Here is a 23,320-nt window from a genome sequence, read left to right on the forward strand (position 1 = left end):
CCTATCGACCTCCCTGCAAAGCGGCATCATCGCGCATGAGCTCGGCCAGCGCCTCGCGATCGATACGCAAGGCATCGCCGCCCGCCGGGTCGAGCGAATCGCCCTGTCCGGCAAGATCTTTGATCCGCTTGCGCTCCGCACGGGAAAGGCCCCGCTCGCGATACTTTTGCGAATGCGCCGTGTACATGTTGATGAATAGGATGACCAGGAAACTGAACGCAATCACAACGGCGACCCAAAAGAGGGCCACCGAGGTGTTGCCGCCCATCCACTCAAAGTAAATCGCAATGGGAATGGTCTGCGTAATGCCGGCATAGTTGCCCGCAAAGAACAGGGTGCAGCCAAACTCGCCCATCGCGCGGGCAAAGGCGAGCACCGTGCCGGCGGCAATCGAGGGCCAGCCAAGCGGCATCATAAGCTTGGTGAAGATGCGACGCTCGGACCAGCCCAGGGTTCGCGCCGCATCGAGCATCTGCGTGTCAAGGCTCTCAAAGGCACCGAGCGCCGTGCGGTAGACCAGGGGAAACGACACCACCACGGCAGATATCACCGCCGCGGGCCAGGTAAAGACGATCGAGACGCCGCGAGCAATAAGCCACCGACCGACCCCGGTCGAGCGGCCAAACAGCATGAGGAGCAGAAAGCCGCAGACCGTGGGCGGCAGCACCATAGGGATGGTAAAGACCGAGTCGAGCAGGCCCTTGATGCGACTCGAGGTACCCATAGTCTTCCACGCGGCGAACAGGCCCAGCGCAAAGGAGATCAGCAGGGCAAGGCCGCTCGTTTTTATGGACACCCAAAACGGGCGATAGTCGATGTCGCACAAAAAGGAGGTCAGAGAGGTCCAGGGCCCCTGCTCATCCCGCAATACGACAGACGATGCTTCTACCATTTGAGCGCTATCAAGCCAACGCGCGCCGCCCTTGGCATCACCCGAGGCTGATGCAATCACCACATAGCGGTCCCCATCCGCACCGCGCTCGTCAAAGCCATAGGTATACCCGCCGGAATCAAACGTTGTTTCCGCCGTGACATACCAAGGAAGATCCACGTCCCCCAGCTGCGCACCTCCCATGCAGTTTGCGCTGTCGAGCTTACAGACGAGGGCCTTGAGACCCGATACGCACTCGTTGTCCTGCGGATCCAATCCATACTTCTCGACCGCCTTGGGCGATATCCACACCACAACGCGATCGGCAGCAGGCGCCACCACAAGGTCCACGTCCTCGTCAACGGGAAACCGGTAGCCCTCAGGCTGGCCCTCCATGGCACGAGCGGTCCCCTTGGCCAGCCGCTCAAAACCCTCGATCCCATAGGAAAGCCCATGAGCGGTCGCAGCAACCTGGGCCCCGTCCTCAGCGTCCCCAGCAAACGCAAATCCCGGCACCCAGCAAAGCGCGAAGGTCAAAGCACAGGCGACAAGCATGCGGAATCTATTAAGCACGAAAAGCTCCAAGCGAATACAAGGACGGAGTGAAACACAAAACGATGGAATTATCGCGCCAAGCCGCACTACGCGGAAAGCTCAAAGCCGTACTTAGCCCAAATCTTCTGAGCCTTCTTGTTGGTCAGGCAGAAATCGATGAACGCCTTGGCTTCGTCGGCATGCTCGGAGCTCTCGGCAACGGCACCCGGGTACACGATGGGCTTGTGCGAATCCTCGGGGCACACGAAGGCCTCCTCGATGCCGTCGTAGCGGAAGATATCGGAGCTGTAGACAAAGCCTGCCACGCAGTCGCCCGTGGACACATAGGCGGCGGCGGTACCAACTTTGTCGGCCAGGGCCACCTTGTCGGCGATCTCGGGCGCATACTCGCCGTCGTCGCCCTCGGTGCCGGTATAAAGGCCCACGGAAGCCAGCGCCTGGTTGGCGTACTTGCCGGCGGGGACGGTCTTGGCGTCGCCAATGGCGATCTTGCCGTCCAGGTTCGCGACGTCGGCGATGGCCTCGATCTTGGTGTCGGAGCCCTCGGCGCGAATGATCACAAGGTCGTTGACGAACATGTCCTCACGGGTGTCGGCGTCGACGAGCCCGGCGGCCTCGGCGTCGTCCATGGTGCCCTTGGAAGCCGTGATGAGCACGTCGACGGCGGCACCGGCGCGCATCTGCTCGACAAGGTCGCCAGACGCCTTAAACTGCGTATCGGCAAAGGTGGTGCCGGTCTGGTCGGCGTAGAGCTCTTGGACCTCGGGAAGGGCCTTCTCGAGGGAGTTAGCAGCGAAAACCTGCAGCTCGACAGCCTTCTTCTTAGAGGGAGACTTGGCGGAGCCGGCATCGGAACCAGCGGGCTCGGACGTCTTGTTGCCCGAGCAGCCGGCAAGGCCAAGGCCGGCGGCAGCAGAAAGCGAGACAAAACCGCGGCGTGAAACCATATCGAACATATTCAACCCTTTCGGATCTTGTGCCCGGGTACCCCAACGCGGGCTTTAATCTGCAATCAGATTATACTTCTGCGCGAATAATGATTATGAGAAATTATTCTCTCCAGAGAATATAGTTTCAAGTTACCGTGCACCTCGGTGTCGCTTCGGCGGAAAACAAAAGCGGAGCGACCGATAAGGTCGCCCCACCGCAGGTAAACCGCTTAGTTGGTATGTCCGCCGCCCGCTGTCATCTGAGCCGCATGCTCCAGCTGGTCCGCTATGGCCTCCCAGCTTTCGCGGGCGGCCTTCGTAGAACCGGGAAAGTTTACGACAAGCGTATGACCTCGTTGCATGCAAATAGCGCGCGAGAGCATGGCGCGGCGCGTCTTGGTCATGGAGTAGGCACGAATTGCCTCGGCAATACCCGGCACATCGCGGTCGCAGACGGCACGCGTCGCCTCGGGCGTCACATCGCGCATCGAAAGCCCCGTACCGCCGCAGGTGAGCACGACGTTGGCGTGGCACTCATCGGCGGCTTCCACAATGGCATCACCGATCTCGCTGGCGTCGTCGCGCACGACCACATGTGAGGCAACCGTCCAGCCCTGCGCCACGATGAGTTCCTCGAGCGCGGCACCCGCCTCGTCCTGGGCAAGGTCGCGCGTATCCGAGCACGTCACGATCGATATCTTCAACTCCATAGCGTTCCTCCTATAGCACCGTTCCCTCAGGCAGGTCGACGCGAACAACGTCCACGACATCTCCCGCCTTGAACTCGCACGGCCCTTCGTCAATGCGCAGCAGGCAGTTGGCCCGCTGCATCGTGCCGAGCAGCGCCGAATTCTGCGTCTTGGCCTCGGTCACCAACAGCTCACCGGTCTCGGGGTCGCGCAAAACCGTGGCGCGATCGAAGAAGCGGCGATGCTGGCGCTTCTTCACGCCGTGCGTGAGCGTCGCCTGCTGCACAGGACGCGCACCCTCGGCAAAGCCGCGCATCTTGCGAATCGCCGGGCGGGCGAGCATCTCAAAGCCTACATACGCCGCGGCCGGATTGCCTGAAAGTCCCAGGTAGGGCTTACCTGCGAGCAAGCCAAACGTGATGGCCTTGCCCGGGCGCATCGAGATGCGGTCAAACAGCACCTCGCCCTCGCGCCGAACGAGCGCCGTCACATAGTCGTAGTCGCCCGCCGAGGCGCCACCACTCGTAATGACAAAATCGCACTCTCGCGTGGCGCGATGTACCAGCTCGGCAATCGCCTGCTCATCATCGGGCGCGATGCCATAGAACACGGGCTCGGCGCCGGCATCGAGTGCCTCGGCCATCAGCGCCGAGGAGTTGGAATCGCGAATCTGACCACGCGCCGGTACCTTACTCGGTGCGACCAGTTCCGTGCCCAGCGAGATGATGCCCACACGCGGGGCAGCGTGCACCTTCACGCTCGCGTATCCGGCGCTCGCCAGCAGACCCGCGCCCGCCGGAGCCACGACCTCGCCGGCGTGCATCACAACATCGCCGGCATGGGCCTCCTCGGCAGCAGAGCGAACGTTCTCCCCTACCTTGGCCGGCGCCGAAAAGCGAACGTGCGAGCCCTCGTTGCCGTCACCGTCGAGCACATCGACGATCTCGTACTTCACCACGGCATCGGCACCCTCGGGCACCGGTGCGCCTGTCATGATGCGGACCGCCTCGCCCGCACCGATTGCGCCCTCAAACACATGGCCCGCGGCCTCGTGTCCGATAACGTCGAGCGTCACCGGTGCCTCGCCAGATGCCTGCACCAAGTCCGCCGAGCGCACGGCATATCCGTCCATAGCGCTGTTGGCAAACGGCGAGATATCGATATCGGCCACCGCGTCCTCGGCCAAGGGAAAACCAGCCGCCTGCCACACGGGAATCTCGACGAGATCGGTCGGAGCAACGTGCGACATGACAATCGACTGTGCGTCCTCCAGTGGAATGAGTTTCTCTGCCATATGCACCTCTTAATGCCACGGCGCACAACAGGGGCGCCAATTCTTTATGCTTGTCTCAGTATAATCCCCCAACGCACGACCGCGACTCGGCCTGTACCCGCAAATACACCTGTCGGTTGCAGGCCGCGAAACAGAATGGAAACCAACCCACCGGCTCGTCGCGTTTACCGCGTTTTATAATGCTTGCGTTGCAACCTAAAAGAGGAACGTATGGCTCATAACGACAAACCCGAAAGCGCAAACAAAGCGCAGGATCATTCCCAGCCGCTCGACGACGGCGGCTTTTTCTCTCTTAATGACGTCATCACGGCAGGCAGGCATCAACTTACCCGCTCCGAGCATCTCTTGGCTGCCGACACGCGCCGCAATGCCCGCAACCTACTTGCGAGCGCTAAGTTGCTCGTACTCGTCGTCATCGTCTCGCTCGCCATGGGCGTTGCCGCTTGGGCGTTTTTGGCCTCGTTGAATATCGCGACCGACTATCGCGAGCACCATGTGTGGGTCTACGCCTTGCTTCCCGTTGTGGGCGTTGCCACCGCATGGGTGTACAAAAACCACGGTCTTGCCGCCAAGCGTGGCAACAACCTGGTCATCGACTCCGCCCTGGGCACACGCCTCATCCATATGCGCATGGCCGTCCTCACCTTCGTCTGCTCCACGCTCACGCACCTAACGGGCGGATCGGCCGGTCGCGAGGGAGCCGCGGTGCAGATTGGCGGCACCATCGCCAGCAACATCTCGAGCCTCGCCCACCTCAAAAAGCATGACCACCACGACCTCATGCTCGCCGGCATCTCGTCGGCCTTTGGCGCCGTATTCGGCTCGCCCCTTGCCGGAGCTTTCTTTGGCATGGAGATGTGCTTTATCGGCAAGATCGACTACACGGCGGGCATCTACTGCCTGGTCGCCTCATTTACCGGCTACTTTACATCACTCGCCCTAGGTACCGAGTACGAGGCGAATGTTATCGCCAGCGTTCCAAACATGACACCACGGACGGTTGTCATCGTTGTTATCAGCGCCATTATCTTCGGTCTGACGGCAAGCCTCTTTGCCTGGTCAGTTCGAACCGTCAAGAGCCTGTACGGTCGCTTTATCACCAATTACCTTGTTCGCGCACTCATAGGTGCACTCGTGGTTTTGGCCGCCTATGCCCTCCTCGACGCCTGGGACTACGCCGGCCTTTCCACGTGGCTTTCCGGCGCCGGATTTGCCGGCAACACCACCCTGGCGGACGCAGTCATCAAGTTGGTCGTCACAGCGCTCACCCTGGGCGCCGGCTTCCAAGGCGGCGAGGTCACGCCCCTGTTTGGTATCGGTGCGGCGCTCGGCGGCTGGATCGGTTGCCTCGTCGGAATCGATCCCAGCTTTCTGGCAGCGCTGGGCATGCTCGGCGTGTTCTGCGCCGGCCTTAACGTGCCTATCACCACCTGTATGATGGCCATCGACCTGTTCCACGGCACGGCAGCCGGGTTCTTTGTCATCGTGGCCTTTATCAGCTACCTAACCGCCGGACACCGCGGCGTGTACCCCGCCCAGCGCATCATCTCGCCCAAGCGCCGTTCGCTTATTGTGGATGAGGGCGGTACGGTAGCGGATGCTATCGAGCGCCACAACGACCTGATAGAGTAGACGTAAGTATTCGACGTGCAGCCACAATCGGGGGCAATTCGACCTGAGCGCGACCGCACCGTCACGTCATACGCCGGGAGTCGCCCCATGCACGCAACTGATTTTGGCCGCACGCTCATCATCGCCAACCCAGCCGCCCAGTCGGGTGCGGCGCGCGAAGTTGCCGAGCGCCTGCAACGCTTTTTGGATATGACCGCGCGCGCATCCCAGTTTGATCTGGTGCTGACCGAGCGCATGGGACACGCCAAGGAGCTGGCCGCACAGGCTCAGGGCTATCGCACCGTTATCGCCCTTGGCGGCGACGGCGTGATTCACGAGGTCGTCAACGGGCTTATGACGCAAGAGGAGGACGCCCGCCCCGCTCTTGCCGTCCTGCCCGTGGGCTCCGGCAACGATTTTGCCCAAACGCTCGGCATCGACGATTTCTCCGGCAAGGATTTTGGCGCGCTGCTCACCTGCGAGCTGCAGCGTCAGGACATCGGGCGCATTCGCTCATGGAACCCCGCAAGCGGCAGCGGCGAGGCTACCGTTGAGTACTACGACCAAACGCTTTCGGTCGGCATCGATGCCGCCATCGGCCTGGGCACCACCGAGCTGCGCAAAAAGACGGGCCTCGCCGGCGCTCCGCTCTACACCCTATCGGGACTTGAGCAGTTTGGCCTGCGCTATCGCAACTACCCCATGACCATCAGCTTTGATGGCGCGCCCGCCGAGCGCGTGCGGGCGATCATCATGGCAATTCAGCTGGGTCCTACCTATGGCTCGGGCTATCGCATCTGCCCCGATGCCGACCCCTGCGACGGCGTACTCGACGTCTGCTACGCCTGCGGCCCCGTTCCGCGTGCGGTTGCCCTGCCTATGTTTCTTTCGGCCAAGGACGGCCACCATACCAAGTTGCCGCCGGTTCGCATGCGCCGCTGCCGCCATGTCGAGCTCACCTTTGAGGAGCCCGACTACCCCATCCAGGCCGACGGCGAGCCCGTTGTCGCCTCGCGCATCGAGGTCGACATCCTTGCCGGCGTCCTCCACGTCTGGCATCCCACCCGCTAACCCCACCTAAGTTGCGGTGAAATAGGGACTGTTTATGTAGCTAAAGCCGCAAAACAGTCCCTATTTCACCGCTACTTATGAGGAGGCTATTCGTCGCTGCCCGGTTTGCGACGGTTGGCCTTTTTAATGGCGTTGAAGTGCTTGTCATTAAGCCTGCGCTGGCGAGAGCGCTGAGGCACCTTGGTCTTTACGCGTCGACGCGGTGGACGCCCGCGACGCTCAAGCTCAGCGCGCAGCTTACGCAGGCAGCTCGCGCGATTCTGAAACTGGCTGCGGCTCTCACGCGCCGTCACGACAATCCCCGAAGGGATATGTTTCATGCGTACCGCCGAGTCCGTCGTGTTCACGCCCTGTCCGCCCGGACCCGTCGCGCGAAACACCTGCACCTCGCAATCGCGCGCCAACTCCTCGGCCGACATCTCGGCATAGCGCGCATACTCGCGCCATTCCATCTTGTTCTCATCCATATCAGCACCTCCCCTCATACAAAAAATGTGACAAAGGGACAGTCCCTTTGTCACATCGCATACCAATCGCTTGTGTTGCGCGCCTAGGCGAAGGTGATCTCGCCGTTCTCGCAGTCCATATCGGCGATACGGGCCAGGCTCTCAACGCGGAAGCCGCGTTTACGGAGATTATCGCCGCCGCCCTGGAAGCCCTTCTCAACGGCGATGCCAATGCCGGCAACTTCGGCACCCGCAGCCTCGCAGATCTTGATAAGGCCCTCAAGCGCGCAGCCGTTGGCCAGGAAGTCGTCGATAATCAGGACCTTATCGCCCTCGGACAGAAAGCGCTTGCCGACGATGACCGGGTACTCCTTCTGCTTGGTAAAGGAGTAGATGGTCGTGGCATACTGCTCGCCGTCGAGGTTGATGGACTGTGCCTTCTTGGCAAAGACCACCGGCACGCCGCCAAAATGCTGGGCCGCAATGCAAGCCATGCCAATGCCCGAAGCCTCGATCGTCAGGATCTTGTTGATCTCGACACCCTCGAACAGACGGGCCCACTCGGCGCCCATATGGTCGAACAGCTCAACGTCGCACTGGTGGTTGAGGAAGGCATCAACCTTAAGGACGTTACCGGCCTTTACGATGCCGTCATGGCGAATACGATCCTCAAGCTCCTGCATGGCGCAACCCCTTCTCGCGGCAACGATACCGCGCGATTAATAAACGTTGTTCGATAGTCTACCACGGACCGACCCCCGCCCGCCCCACAAGCCGCATCGCACTATAAAGCTGCAAGACCAGTAGATAGGCCCGATTCGTGGCAGACAGCCTCCCAACACGCTAATGCCGGGTGCGCGTCCTCACCAAACGTACCAATGTGAGCGCAAAGCCCACGGTAGCAACGGCCATCAGCACGTAGAATACCAAACGGAAGCCAAAGAGGAACACGTCCGGACGACCCGCCACATAGCTCGTGACCGTCTTGCCCATCGCCGCGCTCGTCTGTCCATACAGGATGCGCGACGCCGCCGTAATACCCAGCGCTATGCCCGCATAGCGCGCCAAGCTGCTCAAGCTGCCCGCAAAGCCAAGCGCCTCACGCGGAGCCGAACCCATATACAGCGAATTATTGGGACTCTGGAAGATCGACGTGCCGCACGACATAAACGCGACGCAGCACACAATCATCAAGATGGAAGAGTGCTCGTCAAGCGTGCTCACCGCAAAGAGACCGCACACGTACACGCCCAGGCCAACGGCCGTGGGCGCTTCACAACCAACACGGTCGGACACCGAGCCCGAAAGCGGGCCCACAAAGGCATTCACGACCGGCATCGCCAAAAACAACAGGCCGGAGATATCGGAGCTAAAGCCGTGGGCATCCTGAAAGTAGAACGGCAGCACAAACTCGGAGGCACCGATACCCACGAACACGATAAGCATGCAAGCCAGGTTAATCGTGAAAGCCGAGCTCGCAAAGCAGCGACGCGCCGCCTCTGTCAACGGCATAGGGCGTTCGCCAGCCTCCGGCTTCACATGCGGCAGCGTATAGAGTCCCACGATAAACGAGATTACGCCAATGGGCAGATTGATAAGGAAGATGCTCTCCCAGGGAAAGCTCGCCACCAGCACGCCGCCGAGCACGGGGCCGCACATCATGCCAAGAGCCACAAAGGTCGCCAGAATGCCCATGGCACGGCCGCGCTCACGCGCCGGAAACGACTCGGTGATGATGCCCATATTGTTGGCCATCGCGGCGGCACAGCCAATGCCCTGCACGAAACGCGCCAAGATAAGCACCTCGAGCGAAGCCGAAAGCCCGCAAAGCAACGAGCCACCCGTAAAGACGATTACACCAAGCTGGAACACATTCACCTTGCCGCGCACATCGCCCAAGCGGCCAAACGGCAGCATGGCGACGCACGTCGCGAGCAGATACACCGAGCTCACGAGCTGAATGCGGTCGAGACCCACCCCCAGCTCCTTTTGCATCACTGGGAGCGCCACCGTCACGATGCTCGCATCCAGACACGCCATAAAGGTCATGACGAGCACGGTGAACAGAATCGCCCATTTATTCTTACCGTGGGTGTCGCCCTCTAGGGCAATGTGTTCGCGGCGCAGCTGCTCGGCAGTTTTCTCCATGTATATCCTTTCTATCGTGCAACGCAAAAACGGGACCCCAATCGCCTACAAACGGACACGATCGGGGTCCCGCCTACGGAATCGGAACTATGAGGACGTCGTCAGCCGAAAAGCCGTCCCACGCCTCGCACGCACGCTAGCCTAGCACTGCTCGAGTGCCTGCTCAAGGTCGGCAATCAGATCGGCCGTGTCCTCGAGGCCGCACGACAAGCGCACCATGTCGGCGGAAATGCCACAGGCAATGAGTTCCTCATCGTTCATCTGGCGATGCGTGGCATTAGCGGGATGCAGGCAGCAAGTGCGGGCGTCGGCCACGTGCGTGGCGATCTGGGCGAGCTTGAGGCTCTTCATAAAGGTCTCGGCCGCCGCACGGCCACCGTTAAAGCCAAAGCTCACAACGCCGCAGGTACCGTTGGGCATGTACTTCTGAGCGAGATCATAGTACTTGTCGCCCTCCAGGCCCGGATAGCTCACGAAGCGTACCTTGGGATGACTCTGCAGGAACTTGGCAACGGCCAGGCCGTTCTCACAATGACGCGGCATGCGCACATGCAGGCTCTCGAGCGAGCTGTTCAGGAAGAAGGCCGCCTGCGGGTTCTGCATGGGGCCGAGGTCGCGCATAAGCTGCGCAGTGGCCTTGGTAATGAAGGCACCCTCGCGACCGAACTTCTCGGCATACGTCACGCCGTGGTAGCTCTCGTCGGGCGTGGTAAGACCCGGGAACTTATCCGCATGGGCCATCCAGTCAAACTGGCCGTGGTCGACGATCACACCGCCCAGGTAGGCAGCATGTCCATCCATGTACTTGGTGGTGGAGTGCGTAACGATGTCGGCGCCCCACTCAAAGGGACGGCACATCACGGGTGTCGGGAAGGTGTTGTCGACCATCAGCGGCACGCCGTGGTCATGTGCGGCCTTAGCAAATCGCTCGATATCGAGCACGGCAAGGGCGGGGTTGGCGATCGTCTCGCCAAAGACAAGCTTGGTATTGGGCTCAAAGGCTGCCTCCAGCTCCTCATCGGTGCAGTCGGGGGCAACGAACGTGCAGGTCAGGCCCATGCGGCCCATGGTGTGGGCGAGCAGGTTATACGTACCGCCGTAAATGGCAGAGCTCGCGACCACATGATCGCCGGCACCGGCCACGTTAAAGATCGCAAGGAAATTCGCAGCCATGCCCGAGCTCGTAAGCATCGCAGCGGTGCCGCCCTCCATCTCGCAGATCTTGGCGGCAACCAGATCGCACGTGGGGTTCTGCAGACGGCTGTAGAAGTAGCCCGACTCCTCCAGGTCAAACAGCTTGCCCATGTGCTCGGACGTGTCGTATTTCCACGTGGTGGACTGGTAGATGGGCACCTGGCGCGGCTCGGCATCTCCCGGGTGATAGCCGCCCTGAACACATGTAGTACCGATGGTCTGCTCGCTCATATCCAACTCCCTTACTTGGGTTTTGTTTTTATTCGGTTCACGATACCGCTACCCCGCACCCCTCTCAACCCATCCCGCCGATAGGTTATGGGACAAATGAATCAGGGGCATTCGTCTCAGCCTTAGGCATTTATTCGATAGATAAAAATGAGGCATACATGAAGCTCTCGATGGATTACATGCACCGTCACGGGTACCATAGGCGGGTACACCGTGACCAAGGAGACAACGATGAAGCAAATCGATACGGCTCAGCTCGACATCATCGCCTGCCAGGCACAGGCTGCCGAATTCCACGCCCGTGGCTTCAACTGCGCACAGGCCGTCGCCTGCACGCTCGCACCTGCCGTCGGGCTCGACCCCCAGACCGCCTTTACCCTCACCGAGGGCTTTGGCGCCGGCATGGGCGGCATGACCGAAACCTGCGGCGCCATTTCGGGCGCTGTTGCCATCATGGGCTTTGTAATGAGCGACGGCATGGAAAACCCCAAGACTAAGGGCCAGACCTACAAGCTGTCGCGCGAGATTGCCAAGCGATTTGGCGAGAAGAACACGACGACCGTCTGCGGCACGCTCAAGGGCATCGGATCGGATAAGGGTCCGCTCCGCAGTTGCCCCGGCTGCATCGACGATGCCATCGATATCGCCTGCGATGTGCTAAAGCAGCTCGCCGAGTAAACGGCAGCGACAGAAAAGCGACGGCCGGCGCACTTGGAATCCATCCAAAAGCACGCCGGCCGTCGCCGTTAGAACTCGGCAAACTCGGGAGCGCCGACCTCAATCTCCTCGCGCCCCGCCATAAGCTCGCGCATCTTAGCGCAAAACGACTCCTGCTCCCCCGCTTTGAACACCAAATGAATCGTCACGGTATCCGCGTAATCGGTATTCGAAACCTTGGCACCCGAATCCTGCGCCAAACGAAGCACCTGCTCATACTGCGGATAGGTCACATGCACGTCAACAGGCACGACACTCGTCATCTCGACGATCTGCCCGGCCTCCTGAGCCGCGGCCACCGCCGCCTGCGTCGCCGCGGTATAGGCGCGTACCAAGCCACCAGGCCCCAACAGCGTGCCACCAAAATAGCGCGTCACTACGCAGCAAACATTTTTGAGCCCCGCACCGCGCAGCACCTCGAGCGTCGGCATGCCGCTCGTGCGGCTCGGCTCACCATCATCGCTCTGGCGCTCGCGTCCATCGACCAAAATCCACGCGGGAACATTGTGTCGAGCGTCGTAATGACGCTTGCGAACCATCTCGATAAAGGCATTCGCCTCGTCCTCGGACTCAATATGGACCAGCTGGGCAATAAACCGGCTCTTGCGGTCCAAAAACTCGCCCGAAGCCTCAATATTCGATTGCAGAGTAAAATAGCTGTCCAACAAAGCCCCTCAACAACAAGCAAAGCAACAAACAGCCTCAATAATACGGCAAAGGCCGTACCGATTGTCAGGGTAACAAAAATGCCAAGTGGGCCTGTAAGCCGGGTTCTGTCGTGAACGGTCATTTATCTTGTCTGCACGTTACCATGCAGCTCCACGCACGCTACCCGAACGCGGACCGGGCCGGCCCATAGCGTTCCTATTCGCGCTTGCTCCGGATGGGGCTTGCCAAGCCGCCGTGTTGCCACGACGCTGGTGGTCTCTTACACCACCGTTTCAGCTTTTCCCTTTACGCCTTGCGGCGCAGGTGGGAGTCTTCTTTTCTGCGGCGCTTTCCGTCGGATCACTCCGCCCGGCCGTTAGCCGGCATCCCGCCCTCTGGAGCCCGGACTTTCCTCACGCGTGCTGCAAGCAGCACATCGCGCGACCGTCTGGCCCACTCAGCAGTGCAAGAGTGTAGCACACCGTTGCCGCAGGCAATGGCACAACACAAGCGTTCGACACGATAAACCAAGAACCACGCCATGCAGTACAATAGGGTTGTCGATGGGCAACGTCGTCAGTCGAGACGCGGCCGCGCTCCGCACCCCTCCGTCTACTCGGTGCGTTCCCGCCTCCTCCCCGAGGCGGGATGTCGGCATTTTTTCATGCACCGACAACCAAATAGCCTGCAGACAGCATGGGCAGCATCATGCATCTCGGCACCAATTGCAAAAAGGGATCCGTCCATTGCGGACGGATCCCTTAAAACAAGTGATCGTCAAACCGATTTACTCGGCGTCGGTCTCCTCGTCCTTCTTCTCGGAAGGAAGCGGGGTAACCTCGATCTCGACGCCCAGAGTCTCAGCAGCGGACTTCATGGACAGGGAGATACGACGACGGTCGAGGTCGATCTCCATGACCTTGACCTGAACCTTGTCGCCCACATGGGTGACCTGAGAAGGCTGATCGACGTGCTTGTTGGCCATCTCGGAGATGTGCACCAGGCCCTCGATGCCCTCGCCCAGGTCGACGAAAGCGCCGAACGGGACAAGCTTGGTCACAGTGCCCTCGACGATAGCGCCGACGGGGTACTTCTTGACCAGTGCGCGCCACGGATCCTCGGTGGTCTGCTTGAGACCCAGGGAGATGCGCTCGCGGTTGAGATCGACGTCGAGAACCTCGACCTCGACCTCCTGGCCGACCTTGACAACCTCGGAAGGATGGTTGACGTGGTTCCAGGAGAGCTCGGAGATGTGGATGAGGCCGTCGATACCGCCGAGGTCGACGAAGGCGCCGAAGTCGACGATGGAGGAAACGGTGCCCTGGAGACGCATGCCAGACTTGAGCTTGGACAGGATCTCGGAGCGCTCAGCCTTACGGGACTCCTCGAGCACGACGCGACGGGAGAGGACGACGTTGTTGCGGTTGCGGTCCATCTCGATGACGCGGGCCTCGATGCGAGTGCCCATGTAGGAGGTGAGGTCCTTGACACGACGGAGGTCGACGAGGGAAGCGGGCAGGAAGCCACGCAGGCCGATGTCGAGAATCAGGCCGCCCTTGACAACCTCGATAACCTCGCCCTCGACGTTCTCGCCGGAGTTGAACTTCTCCTCGATGCGGTTCCAAGCACGCTCGTACTCGGCACGCTTCTTGGACAGGACCAGACGACCGTCCTTGTCCTCCTTCTGGAGAACCAGAGCCTCGATGGGATCACCGAGTGCAACGATGTCTGCAGGGTTAGCGTCCTTGCGGATGGACAGCTCGCGGACCGGGATAACGCCCTCGGACTTGAATCCGATGTCAACGAGCACCTCGTCATGCTCGATCTTAACGACAGTGCCGTTAACGAGATCGCCCTCATCAAAGTCGGTAATCGTACCGTCGATGAGGTTGTTCATCTCCTCCTCGTTGACATCGTCAAGAGAGAAAATGGACGAGTTCTGAATCTCACTCAAAGGTGGACCCCTTTCGAACTACGGGGCCCCGATTGCTAGGACCTACAGAAGGGTGCGACAAGCACACAACGTTTAGGAACACTCGGGAGCCGACAGATACTAATGTGACGCTTATGCAATCACGTTCGTATAGGTTACGGGGAAATGAGTTCGATTTCAAGCGTGAACTGCGATTTTTTACTCGTGTGGAGACTTTTTCGTAATCTTATGAACACACGTCTCCGCAACTTGACGATAACCAGCCAGGCATTTGGCTTTGGGGTAAAGTATCTGGAGCCAACGATTCTAGATCGATTTTTCGAGAAAGGTGCCCGCGTGCTCAAAGCAGTCGTTTTCGATATGGACGAAACGCTTCTCAGCATCAACCTCAACGCGTTCATCCTTCGCTATTTTAAGGATGTCTCTTCGATGCTCGCGGATATCGGGCGCCGCAGCCGCGGTGGCACGATGGCGCGCCTCGGCACCATCCTGGTCGACCTCAACGCCAATCGCCGCAGCGGCACGGACAACCGCACCAATCTTGAGTTTTACCAAGAAGAGGTCGAGCGCCGATGCGGGATCTGCCTCTCCGATCCCCTCATCTACGAGGCGTTTACCTACTATGACCGCGAAATTCTTCCGTACAAGAACGACGAGGTCATTAACGCCCACGCTATGCCGGGCGCGCACGCCGCGCTCCAGGCCGTACAGGACGCTGGACTGCGTTGCGCGCTCTTTACCAACCCCAGCTTTCCCCAGGGGGCCATCGAGTGCCGCATGGGCTGGGGCGACCTGGCCGACGCCCCCTTTGAACTCGTGACGCACATGGGAAACACCACCCGCTGCAAGCCCGATGCCACCTACTATCTAGAGCAGCTTCAGGTGATGGGGCTCGAGCCACACGAGGTCCTTATGGTGGGCAACGATCCCAAACGCGACTTCCCGTCCCCCGATTGCGGCATCCAAACCGCCTTTGTGGGCCAGGGCAAGCCCAGCCGAGCCACCTGGCGCGGAACCATGGAAGACTTCGCCCGCGACTTTAACGCCGTAATCGAGGCCTTCTACGAGCACCAAATAGCCGACGAACTGTCATAGAACCCCCTCGCTCGCTCCAAACAAAATAACGCCGCAGACCGAATGTGACAAAGGTTCAGCCCCTTTTCACATTACAAAGATGGCGCCGATGTTTTGGCAACGACAGCGAAAGCCCGCCAGAGCGAGCAAAGTGCCTTGAAACAAGGCGGCATTGACCTTCTGGTCATGCCGCCGAAGTTGAAAGGCAGATTGCCGCTCTGGCGGGCTTGCAGCGTCGACTGGTTACGCGGTTTGGTAAAACCGCGTAACTAACAAACCTGGGTTTTGCCGATCATGATGTTGAGGATTTCGACGTCGGTATCTTTCATACCCACGCGGCCTACGTAGCCCATGCTGGCGATTGTCTGCTCGACGGTATCTTGGATCAGACCCTCGCCGGCACGGAAGCCGCGACCCTGCATGGCCATATCATGGCCCAGAATCGCCGCATCGACGGCAGCCGAGATCTTGGCGGCGCAGCTCGCCTTGGCGCCATCGCACACGATGCCGCCCACGTTGCCGAGCGTGTTCGAGACCGTGGCGCCAATCTGCTCGCGCGTGCCACCGCACAGCCAGGTAATCGCGGCGCCGGCGCCGCACGCGGCGCAAATAGCACCGCAAAACGCCGAAAGCGCACCAATATAGCTCTTGATATGCACGGCGATAAGATCGGACAGCATCACGGCGCGCACCAGGCGCTCGTGGTCGCAGCGCAGGTACTCGGCATACTCCATAACGGGCAGTGCGCAGGTAATGCCCTGGTTGCCCGAGCCGCACACAATGGCGACCGGCAGCGCGCAGCCGTTCATACGGGCGTCGGACCCGGCGGCCGCACGGGCACGGGCACGGCAGGCAACGTCATCGGCACGAGCGCCCAGCAGTGTGCGGCCCACCTCGGCACCCCAAGCGTGCGCCAGGCCCTCGGCGCTGATCGCGCCGTTCAGCTCAATCTGACGCTCAACGGCAGCGCGGGCGTCCTCAATGTCACCGTCCTCGATAAAGTCGATGATGGTCTCGATCGACATGGGCGTATCGGCGTTATCTGCCGCCCGCTCGGCCACGACGCGCTCGGCGCAGGCGGCACACTCCCCCGCCGACTTGCCGCACACCGGAATACCGTCGAGGGTATGGCACGTAACATTGGTGTGGTGGTCGGTAATCTCGACGACCGCGGTATGGCCCCCGGCCGTCGCAGTCACCTTGATGTAGAGGTTGGGCACACCCTCGACAAGCGACACATCGCAGTAGCCGGCGTCGGCGAGGAGCTCGGCCACGCGTGCACGGTCTTCATCGTTAACGCTCTCAAGCACCTCGAGCGCGCTCTTGGCGTCGCCGCCCACGGCACCCAGCACGGTCGCGGCCTCAATACCGTGCATACCGCCCGAGTTGGGCACGGTCACACTCTTAACGTTCTTGATGATGTTGCCTGAGCAGGCAACATCCATATGATCGGGTTCGCAACCGAGCGTCTGGCTCGCCAGCGCCGCTGCATAGGCAACGGCAATGGGCTCGGTGCAGCCGAGTGCACAGACAAGTTCGCGGTTCAGAACATCGCAAAACGCGGCATCACGGATGGAATCGGTAGGCATAGGTATCTCCTGCTTGCATAACGGGCTGGGCTCTCAAAAAAGTTAGCTCCTTTATTTGATAACAATGCATCAAAAACCGCAACCATGGTTCCGGCGGACGGCGCTCAAGCACAAACTGACAGCATTCATTCATGAGAAGCCGGTCTTGTTGCATGCTAAAGCGTTTGACCAAAAAACGCCCGAGCGTTTACGCAAAAGTCGCGCTATCATGCAGTCGAACGCGGTAAACACCTTTAGCATTTGCGCCGCACAGACCAGAGAGGAACCATCCATGAAGATCGGTATCGGTAACGACCACGCCGCCGTCGAGCTCAAGAACATCATTTCCGAGCACCTGAAGGAGCGCGGCTGCGAGGTCGTGAACTTTGGCACCGACACCTCCGAGAGCTTTGACTACCCCATCGCCGGCTACAAGGTGGGTAAGGCCGTGGCCAACGGTGACGTCGACCTGGGCATCCTGATCTGCGGTACAGGCGTCGGCATCAGCCTGGCCGCCAATAAGGTCGAGGGCGTACGCGCCGTTGTGTGCTCCGAGCCCTTCAGCGCCAAGCTCTCCCGCATGCACAACAATACCAACGTGCTCGCCTTTGGCGCCCGCGTCGTGGGCTCCGAGCTCGCCAAAATGATTGTCGACGAGTGGCTCGACGCCGAGTTTGAGGGTGGTCGTCACGAGCGCCGCGTTAACCTCCTCAACGAGATCGATCACACGCGCGGCCTTAAGATCGTCGACGAAGCCTAAACTATTCAGTGCCACAAGCTAACAGCAGGGGCCCGCTCGGAACACATGTCCGAGCGGGCCCCTTCATAGATTTTGGAATAAAAAGGGCGCCGCGGATGGAATTCCGCGGCGCCAAAGCCACACGCTAACAGCTTTAAGGAGTCAAAGCTGGTTTAGCCAAAGAAGCGCTTGATCTCGATCTCGGCGTTCTCCAGGCAGTCGGAGCCGTGGATCACGTTGGCGTTGACATCGACAGCGAAGTCGCCGCGAATGGTGCCGGGGGCAGCATCAAGCGGGTTGGTAGCGCCCATGAGGGTGCGCATCTTAGCAACAGCGGCGAGACCGGAAACGACCATCTTGACGACCGGACCGCTCGTCATAAAGTCACAGAGACCGCCAAAGAAGGGCTTGTCGGCCAGATGGGCGTAGTGCTCCTCGACGGTAGCGCGCTCGAGCGTGGTCATCTCCATGCGCTCGATGACAAGGCCGCTGCGCTCAATGCGAGCAACAATCTCGCCGATCTTGCGATCGCGCACCGCGTCGGGCTTAATCATGATGAAGGTCTTCTCGATAGCCATAAAAGTAGCCTTTCAAGTAGGTTCGCGCGTGCCCAAGTCCCATTCCGGCACCCGCCTGGACTGCATCGTAACAGAGTTTTAGCTGCAGTTAAACAAAAAGCTGTTTATTGAAACGCTGCAATTTATTAAAGCGCTCCATATGTGTCACTTCTGTTTCGAAGCCCGATTAGAGTACCATCCGACCGCTCATCAACCACATCGAACAGAGCAGGCGGTCGGTTGCCGCCCGCGAACGTATCCCCTTCACAACCTGCCCAAAGGTCCTACAGAAGTTCTCGACAAGCCCCTCCCCCATAGCAACAAAATACGGGCGCCTACATCAGTAGGCGCCCGTAAAGCGAAAACGATTTATCAATAAATGGACAATACGTCTTCAGCCAAACCTCTACTTTGCCCCGTGACCCATCTCGACGACCTTGGTTAGCGATCCAAACACGCCTTCGTCGGCCACGAGCTGTGCCTCGGCACGCTGCAGCTGCACGGCAACGGCGGCAGGGGCGGTACCGCCCTCGGTCGTGCGCGCGGCGACAATCGACGGGATGTCGAGCGCCTCGGTAATGTCGCGCTCAAAGAGCGGGCTTGCCTCCTGGAACACCTCAAACGGCAGGTCCTCAAGATTGCAGCCGCGCTTCTCGCACATCAGGACCAGATGGCCCACCACGGCATGTGCCTCGCGGAACGGCAGGCCACGCTTAGCCAGGTAATCGGCAACATCGGTGGCGGCAAGGTGCCCCACGCCGCACTCGCGCGCCATGGCATCCTCGTTGACGGTCCAGGTCGAAATCATACCGGCCATAACGGACAGGCACTGCATGAGCGTGTGAGCGGTATCGAGCGCGCCCTCCTTGTCCTCCTGCAAGTCCTTGTTATAAGCAAGCGGCAGGCCCTTCATGGTCACGAGCAGCTGCACCAGGTTGCCATACACACGGCCGCTCTTGCCGCGAATAAGCTCGGCAAAGTCGGGATTCTTCTTCTGCGGCATGATGGACGAGCCGGTGGAGTACGAGTCGGAAAGCGTGATAAAACCAAATTCGGAGCTCGACCACAGCACAATCTCCTCGGAAAGACGCGACAGGTGCATGGCCATGACGGAACCGGCGTAATGCAGATCGAGCAGGAAATCACGGTCGGAAACAGCATCGAGCGAATTGGGGATCACGCCCGCAAAGCCAAGTTCGGCAGCCGTCATCTGACGATCGAGCGGATAGCTCGTACCGGCAAGCGCGGCAGCACCCAGCGGGCAGTTGTCGGCGGCATCAAAGGCGGCCTTCAGGCGTGTAAAGTCGCGCGCGAACATCCAGGAATACGCCAGCAGATGATGCGACAGTAGCACGGGCTGAGCGTGCTGCATGTGCGTGTAGCCCGGCAAAATCACCTTGTCGTACTTCTTAGCCGCATCCACCAGCACATGGCGCAGCTCTAGATTGGCCTCCATGAGCTCCTTGGCCAGCGCCTTGACGCCCAGGCGCGTGTCGGTCGCCACCTGGTCGTTGCGCGAACGTCCGGTATGCAAGCGCTTGCCAGCCTCGCCGATGCGACGCGTCAGCTCGCTCTCGATGGACATATGAATGTCCTCGTCGTTGATGTCGAAGGTGAAGCTGCCGGCATCGATATCCTGTTCGATTCCGGTCAGACCCTCGGCAATCGTCTGCTCGTCCTCGGCACTGATGATGCCTTGGGTCGCCAGCATCTTGGCATGCGCCTTAGAGCCGGCGATATCCTGTTTATAGAGATGTTTGTCGACCGGCAGCGACGCGCCAAACTCCTGCGTGACCTCGGCCACGCCCGCCTCAAAACGACCGCCCCAAAGAGCCATGGAACCGTCCCCTTTCTCCAAATACCAAAACAAGCGCCCAAAGCAATACGCCATATCGCTAAAGCGATTTTTCAACCGCTAGTTTTACACATTCCCCACCGTGTGCGGAGCCATGTAGCTAATTTGCAAAGAAGTGACGCGCCATGCACTTGGCGCCCAACGTCTCCCTCCGGATGTTGCCCTGCGAACCATCGATCCAGGCCTTCAGGCTCATAGGGACGTCCTCGACCCTTGCGGCATCGAACTCGGGCGCGAGGGCAAGTAAAGCATGCGCGATAGCATTGAACATAATGGATACTCCTCATATATATAGGCGCAGAGCCGCCAAATTGATAGAAGGAGCCCCGCCGGACAACCCCGGCGGGGCTCGGACTCAGCCGCAGACGCGGCATCATATATGCGGGCGGAACGTAGGGGCCACCGATGTTAAGAAGTGTCAGCAAGCATAACGAAAGGTAGGGACCCCGTGCGCCCGTTATGTATCACGCGGATGGGCCGCGCGGATACCAAGGGAAGGAGACGCTAGGCCTGGGCGGCAGCAGAGCTGGGGCCCTGGACCTTTGCCCACGTCTTGAGCGACAGCGTATCGATCTCGATAAAGCCGGCGCTGGCCTTCTCGTCAAACGTGGTGTCGCGATCGTAGGTGGCCAGGCCGTAGTCGTAGAGGCTGAAGGGGCTCTTGCGGCCGACGACATGGCAGTTGCCCTTAAAGAACTTCAGACGGACAGTGCCGGTCACGAACTTCTGGGTATCGGCCATAAAGGCATCGAGCGCGTTTTTGAGCGGGCTGTACCACTGGCCGTTGTACACGGCGGTGGCCCAATCCTGCTCGAGCTTGATCTTGGTCTTGAGCAGGTCGCCCTCGACGCAGATGTCCTCGAGCGCCTTGTGGGCGGTGATGAGCGTCAGGGCTCCGGGAACCTCATAGCACTCACGGCTCTTGAGGCCCACCAGACGATCCTCGACCAGATCGAGGCGGCCAAAGCCATTGTCGCCGGAGATCTTGTTGAGGGCGATGACGATCTCGGAGAGTTTCATCTTCTTGCCGTCGACGCCGACGGGCTTGCCGGCCTCAAACTCAATCTCGGTGTAGGTCGGGGTATCCGGCGTGTCCTCGGGGTTCTTGGTCATAACCCAAGCGTCGTCGAGCGGCTCGTTCCAGGGATCCTCCAGGTGGCCGCACTCAATGGCACGACCCCACAGGTTGTCGTCGATAGAGTAGGGGTTGTCGTTGGCACCCTCGGGAACCGGCACGTTGTGGGCGTGGGCATAGGCGACCTCGTCGGGACGGCACTTCAGGTCCCACTCGCGAACCGGGGCGATAACCTTGAGCTCGGGGTCGAGGGCCTTGACGGCGGCCTCAAAACGGACCTGGTCGTTACCCTTGCCGGTGCAGCCGTGGGCGACGTAGGTCGCGCCAAACTCGTGGGCGACCTCAACAAGCTTCTTGGCAAGCAGCGGGCGAGACAGGGCGGAGAGCAGCGGATACTTGTTCTCGTACATGGAGTTTGCGGCGATGGCCTTAGTCAGGAACTCATCAGAGAACTCGTCGCGCAGGTCGAGCACCTGGCAATCGAGAACGCCCAGGTCGAGCGCCTTCTGCTTCTTGGCATCCAGTCCGGTCTCTTCCTGGCCCACGTTGCCGCAGACACAAACGACATCGAGATTCTTCTCGTCCTGGAGCCACTTGACACATACGGATGTATCAAGACCACCGGAATATGCGAGAACGACTTTTTCCTTGCTCATGGCTGTTTCCTTTCGCCCTTGGTAGCTAGTTAGAACATCGGTCAGTTGCAAGTCATTTCAAGGTCATATACCGTGCAATATCAGGTTAAATAGCAAAAATCAGCACATACATGCCCTAGAAACATGCAGCAATGTCGTGCTAAAACCCAACGACCTCAAAATGACTCTGTTGAGGCAATTCGCCCCATGCGGACAGAGACGATTGTTATCGTCGTCGGGAAATTGCGCGCTGGCGTCGGATGGCATTGTCTGCAGTGGTGATGATCTTTACGAACTGCATCTGCCTCTCCTTTCACCTATCGCCGGGCGCAATTCTAATATCGTAAACGGTACCTTTTCCTCGGTAAGCGGTTGTTTTTCCGTCTCCGTTTTCGATGGTCGCTATATTACGATAAAGTGCACGCTGCGCAAGTGACAAATTCAAATTTCTGAAAAGTTTTTTCATTAGTTTGTGAAGCGTGGTGCAAATACGCTCCGTTCCTGCGAAAATACGGCCGACTACGAGTTGATGGTTATAACGTCTGAAACAATCTCGAAACGAAAGGCTCGCTTTTATGCAAACTTACGAATCGGACGCCAATATCGGAAACATTAAGCTCATCGCCGTCGACATGGACAAGACGCTGCTGACCGACGAGCGCGTGCTACCGCAAGGCCTCGACGAACGCCTGGACAAGCTCGCCGACGCCGGCATCGTATTCTGCCCCGCCAGCGGACGTCCCGCCCCCAAGCTCGAGGAGATGTTCGAGGGCATCAGGAACCGCCTCGCCTTTTGTCCCGACAACGGAGCGTGCGTGATCTATCGCGGCAGCTATATCTATAAGAGCAATATTGACGTGGAGCTGTACCAGCAGGTCTTGAGCCGCGCCTCGGAGGATCCGCGCGCTGTCCCAGTTCTGTGCTGCTTCGACGAGTTCTACGTGCTTGCCCGCGACCATCAATACCACGATGAGATCAGCGTCTACTACAACACAATCAACTACGTCGACAGCTTTGAGGGCCTTGATATCGAGTCCAACAAGATCTCGATCTTCTTCCCGGCCTATGATGCCGAGCCCGCATTCCGCGAGAGCTATAGCCCCGAGTTCTCGGACAAGCTCTACGTCACCAATGCCGGCCGCGAGTGGATCGACTTTATGAACCTGGGCGTCGACAAGGGCGCTGGCGTCGCGCACCTGTGCGAGCAGCTCGGCATCGATATCGCCGATGCCGCCGCCGTGGGCGACACCTACAACGATATCCCCATGCTGGAGCGCGTCGGGCACAGCTTTATCGTGGACAATGCCGAGGAGCACATGAACGCGCACGCCAAGTGGCGCATTCCGAGCAACAACGACGGGGGCGTACTGACGCTCATCGACGCCATCTTGGCGGCCCGGTAGCCGTCCCATCGGGCCTGGCCGGGCGGCACAGGATAACTTTTCGCTCGGTCAGGTCCTGCGCAAGACGAAAGCCACAT

Annotated in this window: 20 protein-coding genes, 1 other RNA gene and 1 pseudogene; 6 read left to right on the top strand and 16 right to left on the bottom strand. The window is 59.8% G+C overall.

Going from position 1 to position 23,320, the window contains the following annotated elements:
• Position 1 precedes the first annotated feature (1 nt).
• The 4 genes from modB to glp form a co-directional block, all read right to left on the bottom strand.
• Positions 2 to 1,444: a molybdate ABC transporter permease subunit gene (gene modB / locus AAAX75_RS00360; protein WP_346979083.1), complete on the bottom strand. Its 1,443-nt coding sequence runs from the start codon at positions 1,442 to 1,444 to the stop codon at positions 2 to 4.
• A 68-nt stretch (positions 1,445 to 1,512) separates the two neighbouring features.
• Positions 1,513 to 2,382, bottom strand: a complete 870-nt coding sequence (gene modA, locus AAAX75_RS00365; protein ID WP_349090757.1) for a molybdate ABC transporter substrate-binding protein — start codon at positions 2,380 to 2,382, stop codon at positions 1,513 to 1,515.
• 203 nt (positions 2,383 to 2,585) lie between these two features.
• Positions 2,586 to 3,065 carry a MogA/MoaB family molybdenum cofactor biosynthesis protein gene (locus tag AAAX75_RS00370; RefSeq protein ID WP_349090758.1) on the bottom strand — a complete coding sequence of 160 codons (480 nt, stop codon included), beginning with the start codon at positions 3,063 to 3,065 and terminating at the stop codon, positions 2,586 to 2,588.
• A 10-nt stretch (positions 3,066 to 3,075) separates the two neighbouring features.
• A complete protein-coding gene (gene glp, locus AAAX75_RS00375) occupies positions 3,076 to 4,338 on the bottom strand; it encodes a gephyrin-like molybdotransferase Glp (RefSeq protein ID WP_349090759.1) in 1,263 nt (420 codons plus the stop codon).
• 210 nt (positions 4,339 to 4,548) lie between these two features.
• Between glp and AAAX75_RS00380 the strand changes: the two genes are divergently transcribed.
• Positions 4,549 to 5,970: a chloride channel protein gene (locus AAAX75_RS00380; protein ID WP_349090760.1), complete on the top strand. Its 1,422-nt coding sequence runs from the start codon at positions 4,549 to 4,551 to the stop codon at positions 5,968 to 5,970.
• Positions 5,971 to 6,057: 87 nt separating this feature from the next.
• Complete coding sequence (locus AAAX75_RS00385) at positions 6,058 to 7,020, top strand: diacylglycerol kinase family protein (RefSeq protein ID WP_349090761.1); 963 nt, start codon at positions 6,058 to 6,060, stop codon at positions 7,018 to 7,020.
• 86 nt (positions 7,021 to 7,106) lie between these two features.
• Here the strand turns inward: AAAX75_RS00385 and AAAX75_RS00390 are convergent.
• The 4 genes and pseudogenes from AAAX75_RS00390 to AAAX75_RS00405 form a co-directional block, all read right to left on the bottom strand.
• Positions 7,107 to 7,406: pseudogene (locus tag AAAX75_RS00390) on the bottom strand (peptide chain release factor-like protein); the annotation flags it as partial.
• Positions 7,407 to 7,570: 164 nt separating this feature from the next.
• A complete protein-coding gene (locus AAAX75_RS00395; protein WP_349090762.1) occupies positions 7,571 to 8,149 on the bottom strand; it encodes a xanthine phosphoribosyltransferase in 579 nt (192 codons plus the stop codon).
• Between the two features lie 160 nt (positions 8,150 to 8,309).
• Positions 8,310 to 9,614 carry an MFS transporter gene (locus AAAX75_RS00400; RefSeq protein WP_349090763.1) on the bottom strand — a complete coding sequence of 435 codons (1,305 nt, stop codon included), beginning with the start codon at positions 9,612 to 9,614 and terminating at the stop codon, positions 8,310 to 8,312.
• Positions 9,615 to 9,755: 141 nt separating this feature from the next.
• Positions 9,756 to 11,039, bottom strand: coding sequence for an O-acetylhomoserine aminocarboxypropyltransferase/cysteine synthase family protein (locus tag AAAX75_RS00405; protein ID WP_148346077.1), 1,284 nt, complete (start codon positions 11,037 to 11,039; stop codon positions 9,756 to 9,758).
• Between the two features lie 231 nt (positions 11,040 to 11,270).
• Between AAAX75_RS00405 and AAAX75_RS00410 the strand changes: the two genes are divergently transcribed.
• Positions 11,271 to 11,717, top strand: coding sequence for a C-GCAxxG-C-C family protein (locus AAAX75_RS00410; protein WP_349090764.1), 447 nt, complete (start codon positions 11,271 to 11,273; stop codon positions 11,715 to 11,717).
• Positions 11,718 to 11,785: 68 nt separating this feature from the next.
• On the opposite strand, the gene AAAX75_RS00415 is transcribed toward AAAX75_RS00410, so the two are convergent.
• The 3 genes from AAAX75_RS00415 to rpsA form a co-directional block, all read right to left on the bottom strand.
• On the bottom strand, positions 11,786 to 12,424 hold the full coding sequence (locus AAAX75_RS00415) for a YigZ family protein (RefSeq protein WP_349090765.1): 639 nt from the start codon (positions 12,422 to 12,424) through the stop codon (positions 11,786 to 11,788).
• Positions 12,425 to 12,502: 78 nt separating this feature from the next.
• Positions 12,503 to 12,864, bottom strand: an RNA gene (rnpB, locus tag AAAX75_RS00420) — RNase P RNA component class A.
• A 327-nt stretch (positions 12,865 to 13,191) separates the two neighbouring features.
• Positions 13,192 to 14,358, bottom strand: coding sequence for a 30S ribosomal protein S1 (gene rpsA / locus AAAX75_RS00425; protein ID WP_022095232.1), 1,167 nt, complete (start codon positions 14,356 to 14,358; stop codon positions 13,192 to 13,194).
• Between the two features lie 315 nt (positions 14,359 to 14,673).
• Between rpsA and AAAX75_RS00430 the strand changes: the two genes are divergently transcribed.
• Positions 14,674 to 15,432, top strand: coding sequence for an HAD family hydrolase (locus AAAX75_RS00430; protein WP_349090766.1), 759 nt, complete (start codon positions 14,674 to 14,676; stop codon positions 15,430 to 15,432).
• A 248-nt stretch (positions 15,433 to 15,680) separates the two neighbouring features.
• On the opposite strand, the gene AAAX75_RS00435 is transcribed toward AAAX75_RS00430, so the two are convergent.
• Complete coding sequence (locus tag AAAX75_RS00435; RefSeq protein WP_349090767.1) at positions 15,681 to 17,000, bottom strand: L-serine ammonia-lyase, iron-sulfur-dependent, subunit alpha; 1,320 nt, start codon at positions 16,998 to 17,000, stop codon at positions 15,681 to 15,683.
• A 271-nt stretch (positions 17,001 to 17,271) separates the two neighbouring features.
• Here AAAX75_RS00435 and rpiB point away from each other — a divergent pair, with 271 nt between their 5' ends.
• The gene (gene rpiB / locus AAAX75_RS00440) at positions 17,272 to 17,739 is read left to right on the top strand and encodes a ribose 5-phosphate isomerase B (RefSeq protein WP_035138007.1); all 468 of its coding nucleotides are present in this window, start codon (positions 17,272 to 17,274) and stop codon (positions 17,737 to 17,739) included.
• Between the two features lie 152 nt (positions 17,740 to 17,891).
• Here rpiB and ndk read toward each other — a convergent pair whose 3' ends face one another.
• From ndk to AAAX75_RS00460, 4 genes are all read right to left on the bottom strand, one after another.
• A complete protein-coding gene (ndk, locus tag AAAX75_RS00445) occupies positions 17,892 to 18,296 on the bottom strand; it encodes a nucleoside-diphosphate kinase (protein ID WP_349090768.1) in 405 nt (134 codons plus the stop codon).
• Positions 18,297 to 18,681: 385 nt separating this feature from the next.
• Entirely contained in the window at positions 18,682 to 20,112 is a 1,431-nt protein-coding gene (gene argH, locus AAAX75_RS00450; protein ID WP_349090769.1) for an argininosuccinate lyase, read from the bottom strand.
• 118 nt (positions 20,113 to 20,230) lie between these two features.
• Positions 20,231 to 20,401 carry a hypothetical protein gene (locus AAAX75_RS00455; protein ID WP_158550218.1) on the bottom strand — a complete coding sequence of 57 codons (171 nt, stop codon included), beginning with the start codon at positions 20,399 to 20,401 and terminating at the stop codon, positions 20,231 to 20,233.
• Between the two features lie 233 nt (positions 20,402 to 20,634).
• Complete coding sequence (locus tag AAAX75_RS00460; RefSeq protein ID WP_217107782.1) at positions 20,635 to 21,861, bottom strand: argininosuccinate synthase; 1,227 nt, start codon at positions 21,859 to 21,861, stop codon at positions 20,635 to 20,637.
• 554 nt (positions 21,862 to 22,415) lie between these two features.
• Between AAAX75_RS00460 and AAAX75_RS00465 the strand changes: the two genes are divergently transcribed.
• Complete coding sequence (locus AAAX75_RS00465; RefSeq protein ID WP_349090770.1) at positions 22,416 to 23,243, top strand: HAD family hydrolase; 828 nt, start codon at positions 22,416 to 22,418, stop codon at positions 23,241 to 23,243.
• The last annotated feature ends 77 nt before the right edge of the window (positions 23,244 to 23,320 follow it).

It is taken from the genome of Collinsella sp. CLA-ER-H7, assembly GCF_040092345.1.
In the GTDB taxonomy this organism is placed as follows: Bacteria; Actinomycetota; Coriobacteriia; order Coriobacteriales; family Coriobacteriaceae; genus Collinsella.

Bases quoted from the DNA above. Each gene is read 5' to 3' on its own strand.
- AAAX75_RS00395 (WP_349090762.1), bottom strand. From the start codon at position 8,149: ATGCAGGAGCTTGAGGATCGTATTCGCCATGACGGCATCGTAAAGGCC.
- AAAX75_RS00385 (WP_349090761.1), top strand. From the start codon at position 6,058: ATGCACGCAACTGATTTTGGCCGCACGCTCATCATCGCCAACCCAGCC.
- AAAX75_RS00400 (WP_349090763.1), bottom strand. From the start codon at position 9,614: ATGGAGAAAACTGCCGAGCAGCTGCGCCGCGAACACATTGCCCTAGAG.
- AAAX75_RS00435 (WP_349090767.1), bottom strand. From the start codon at position 17,000: ATGCCTACCGATTCCATCCGTGATGCCGCGTTTTGCGATGTTCTGAAC.
- AAAX75_RS00380 (WP_349090760.1), top strand. From the start codon at position 4,549: ATGGCTCATAACGACAAACCCGAAAGCGCAAACAAAGCGCAGGATCAT.
- AAAX75_RS00455 (WP_158550218.1), bottom strand. From the start codon at position 20,401: ATGTTCAATGCTATCGCGCATGCTTTACTTGCCCTCGCGCCCGAGTTC.
- AAAX75_RS00370 (WP_349090758.1), bottom strand. From the start codon at position 3,065: ATGGAGTTGAAGATATCGATCGTGACGTGCTCGGATACGCGCGACCTT.
- argH (WP_349090769.1), bottom strand. From the start codon at position 20,112: ATGGCTCTTTGGGGCGGTCGTTTTGAGGCGGGCGTGGCCGAGGTCACG.
- glp (WP_349090759.1), bottom strand. From the start codon at position 4,338: ATGGCAGAGAAACTCATTCCACTGGAGGACGCACAGTCGATTGTCATG.
- ndk (WP_349090768.1), bottom strand. From the start codon at position 18,296: ATGGCTATCGAGAAGACCTTCATCATGATTAAGCCCGACGCGGTGCGC.
- AAAX75_RS00465 (WP_349090770.1), top strand. From the start codon at position 22,416: ATGCAAACTTACGAATCGGACGCCAATATCGGAAACATTAAGCTCATC.
- AAAX75_RS00460 (WP_217107782.1), bottom strand. From the start codon at position 21,861: ATGAGCAAGGAAAAAGTCGTTCTCGCATATTCCGGTGGTCTTGATACA.
- AAAX75_RS00405 (WP_148346077.1), bottom strand. From the start codon at position 11,039: ATGAGCGAGCAGACCATCGGTACTACATGTGTTCAGGGCGGCTATCAC.
- modA (WP_349090757.1), bottom strand. From the start codon at position 2,382: ATGTTCGATATGGTTTCACGCCGCGGTTTTGTCTCGCTTTCTGCTGCC.
- rpiB (WP_035138007.1), top strand. From the start codon at position 17,272: ATGAAGATCGGTATCGGTAACGACCACGCCGCCGTCGAGCTCAAGAAC.
- AAAX75_RS00410 (WP_349090764.1), top strand. From the start codon at position 11,271: ATGAAGCAAATCGATACGGCTCAGCTCGACATCATCGCCTGCCAGGCA.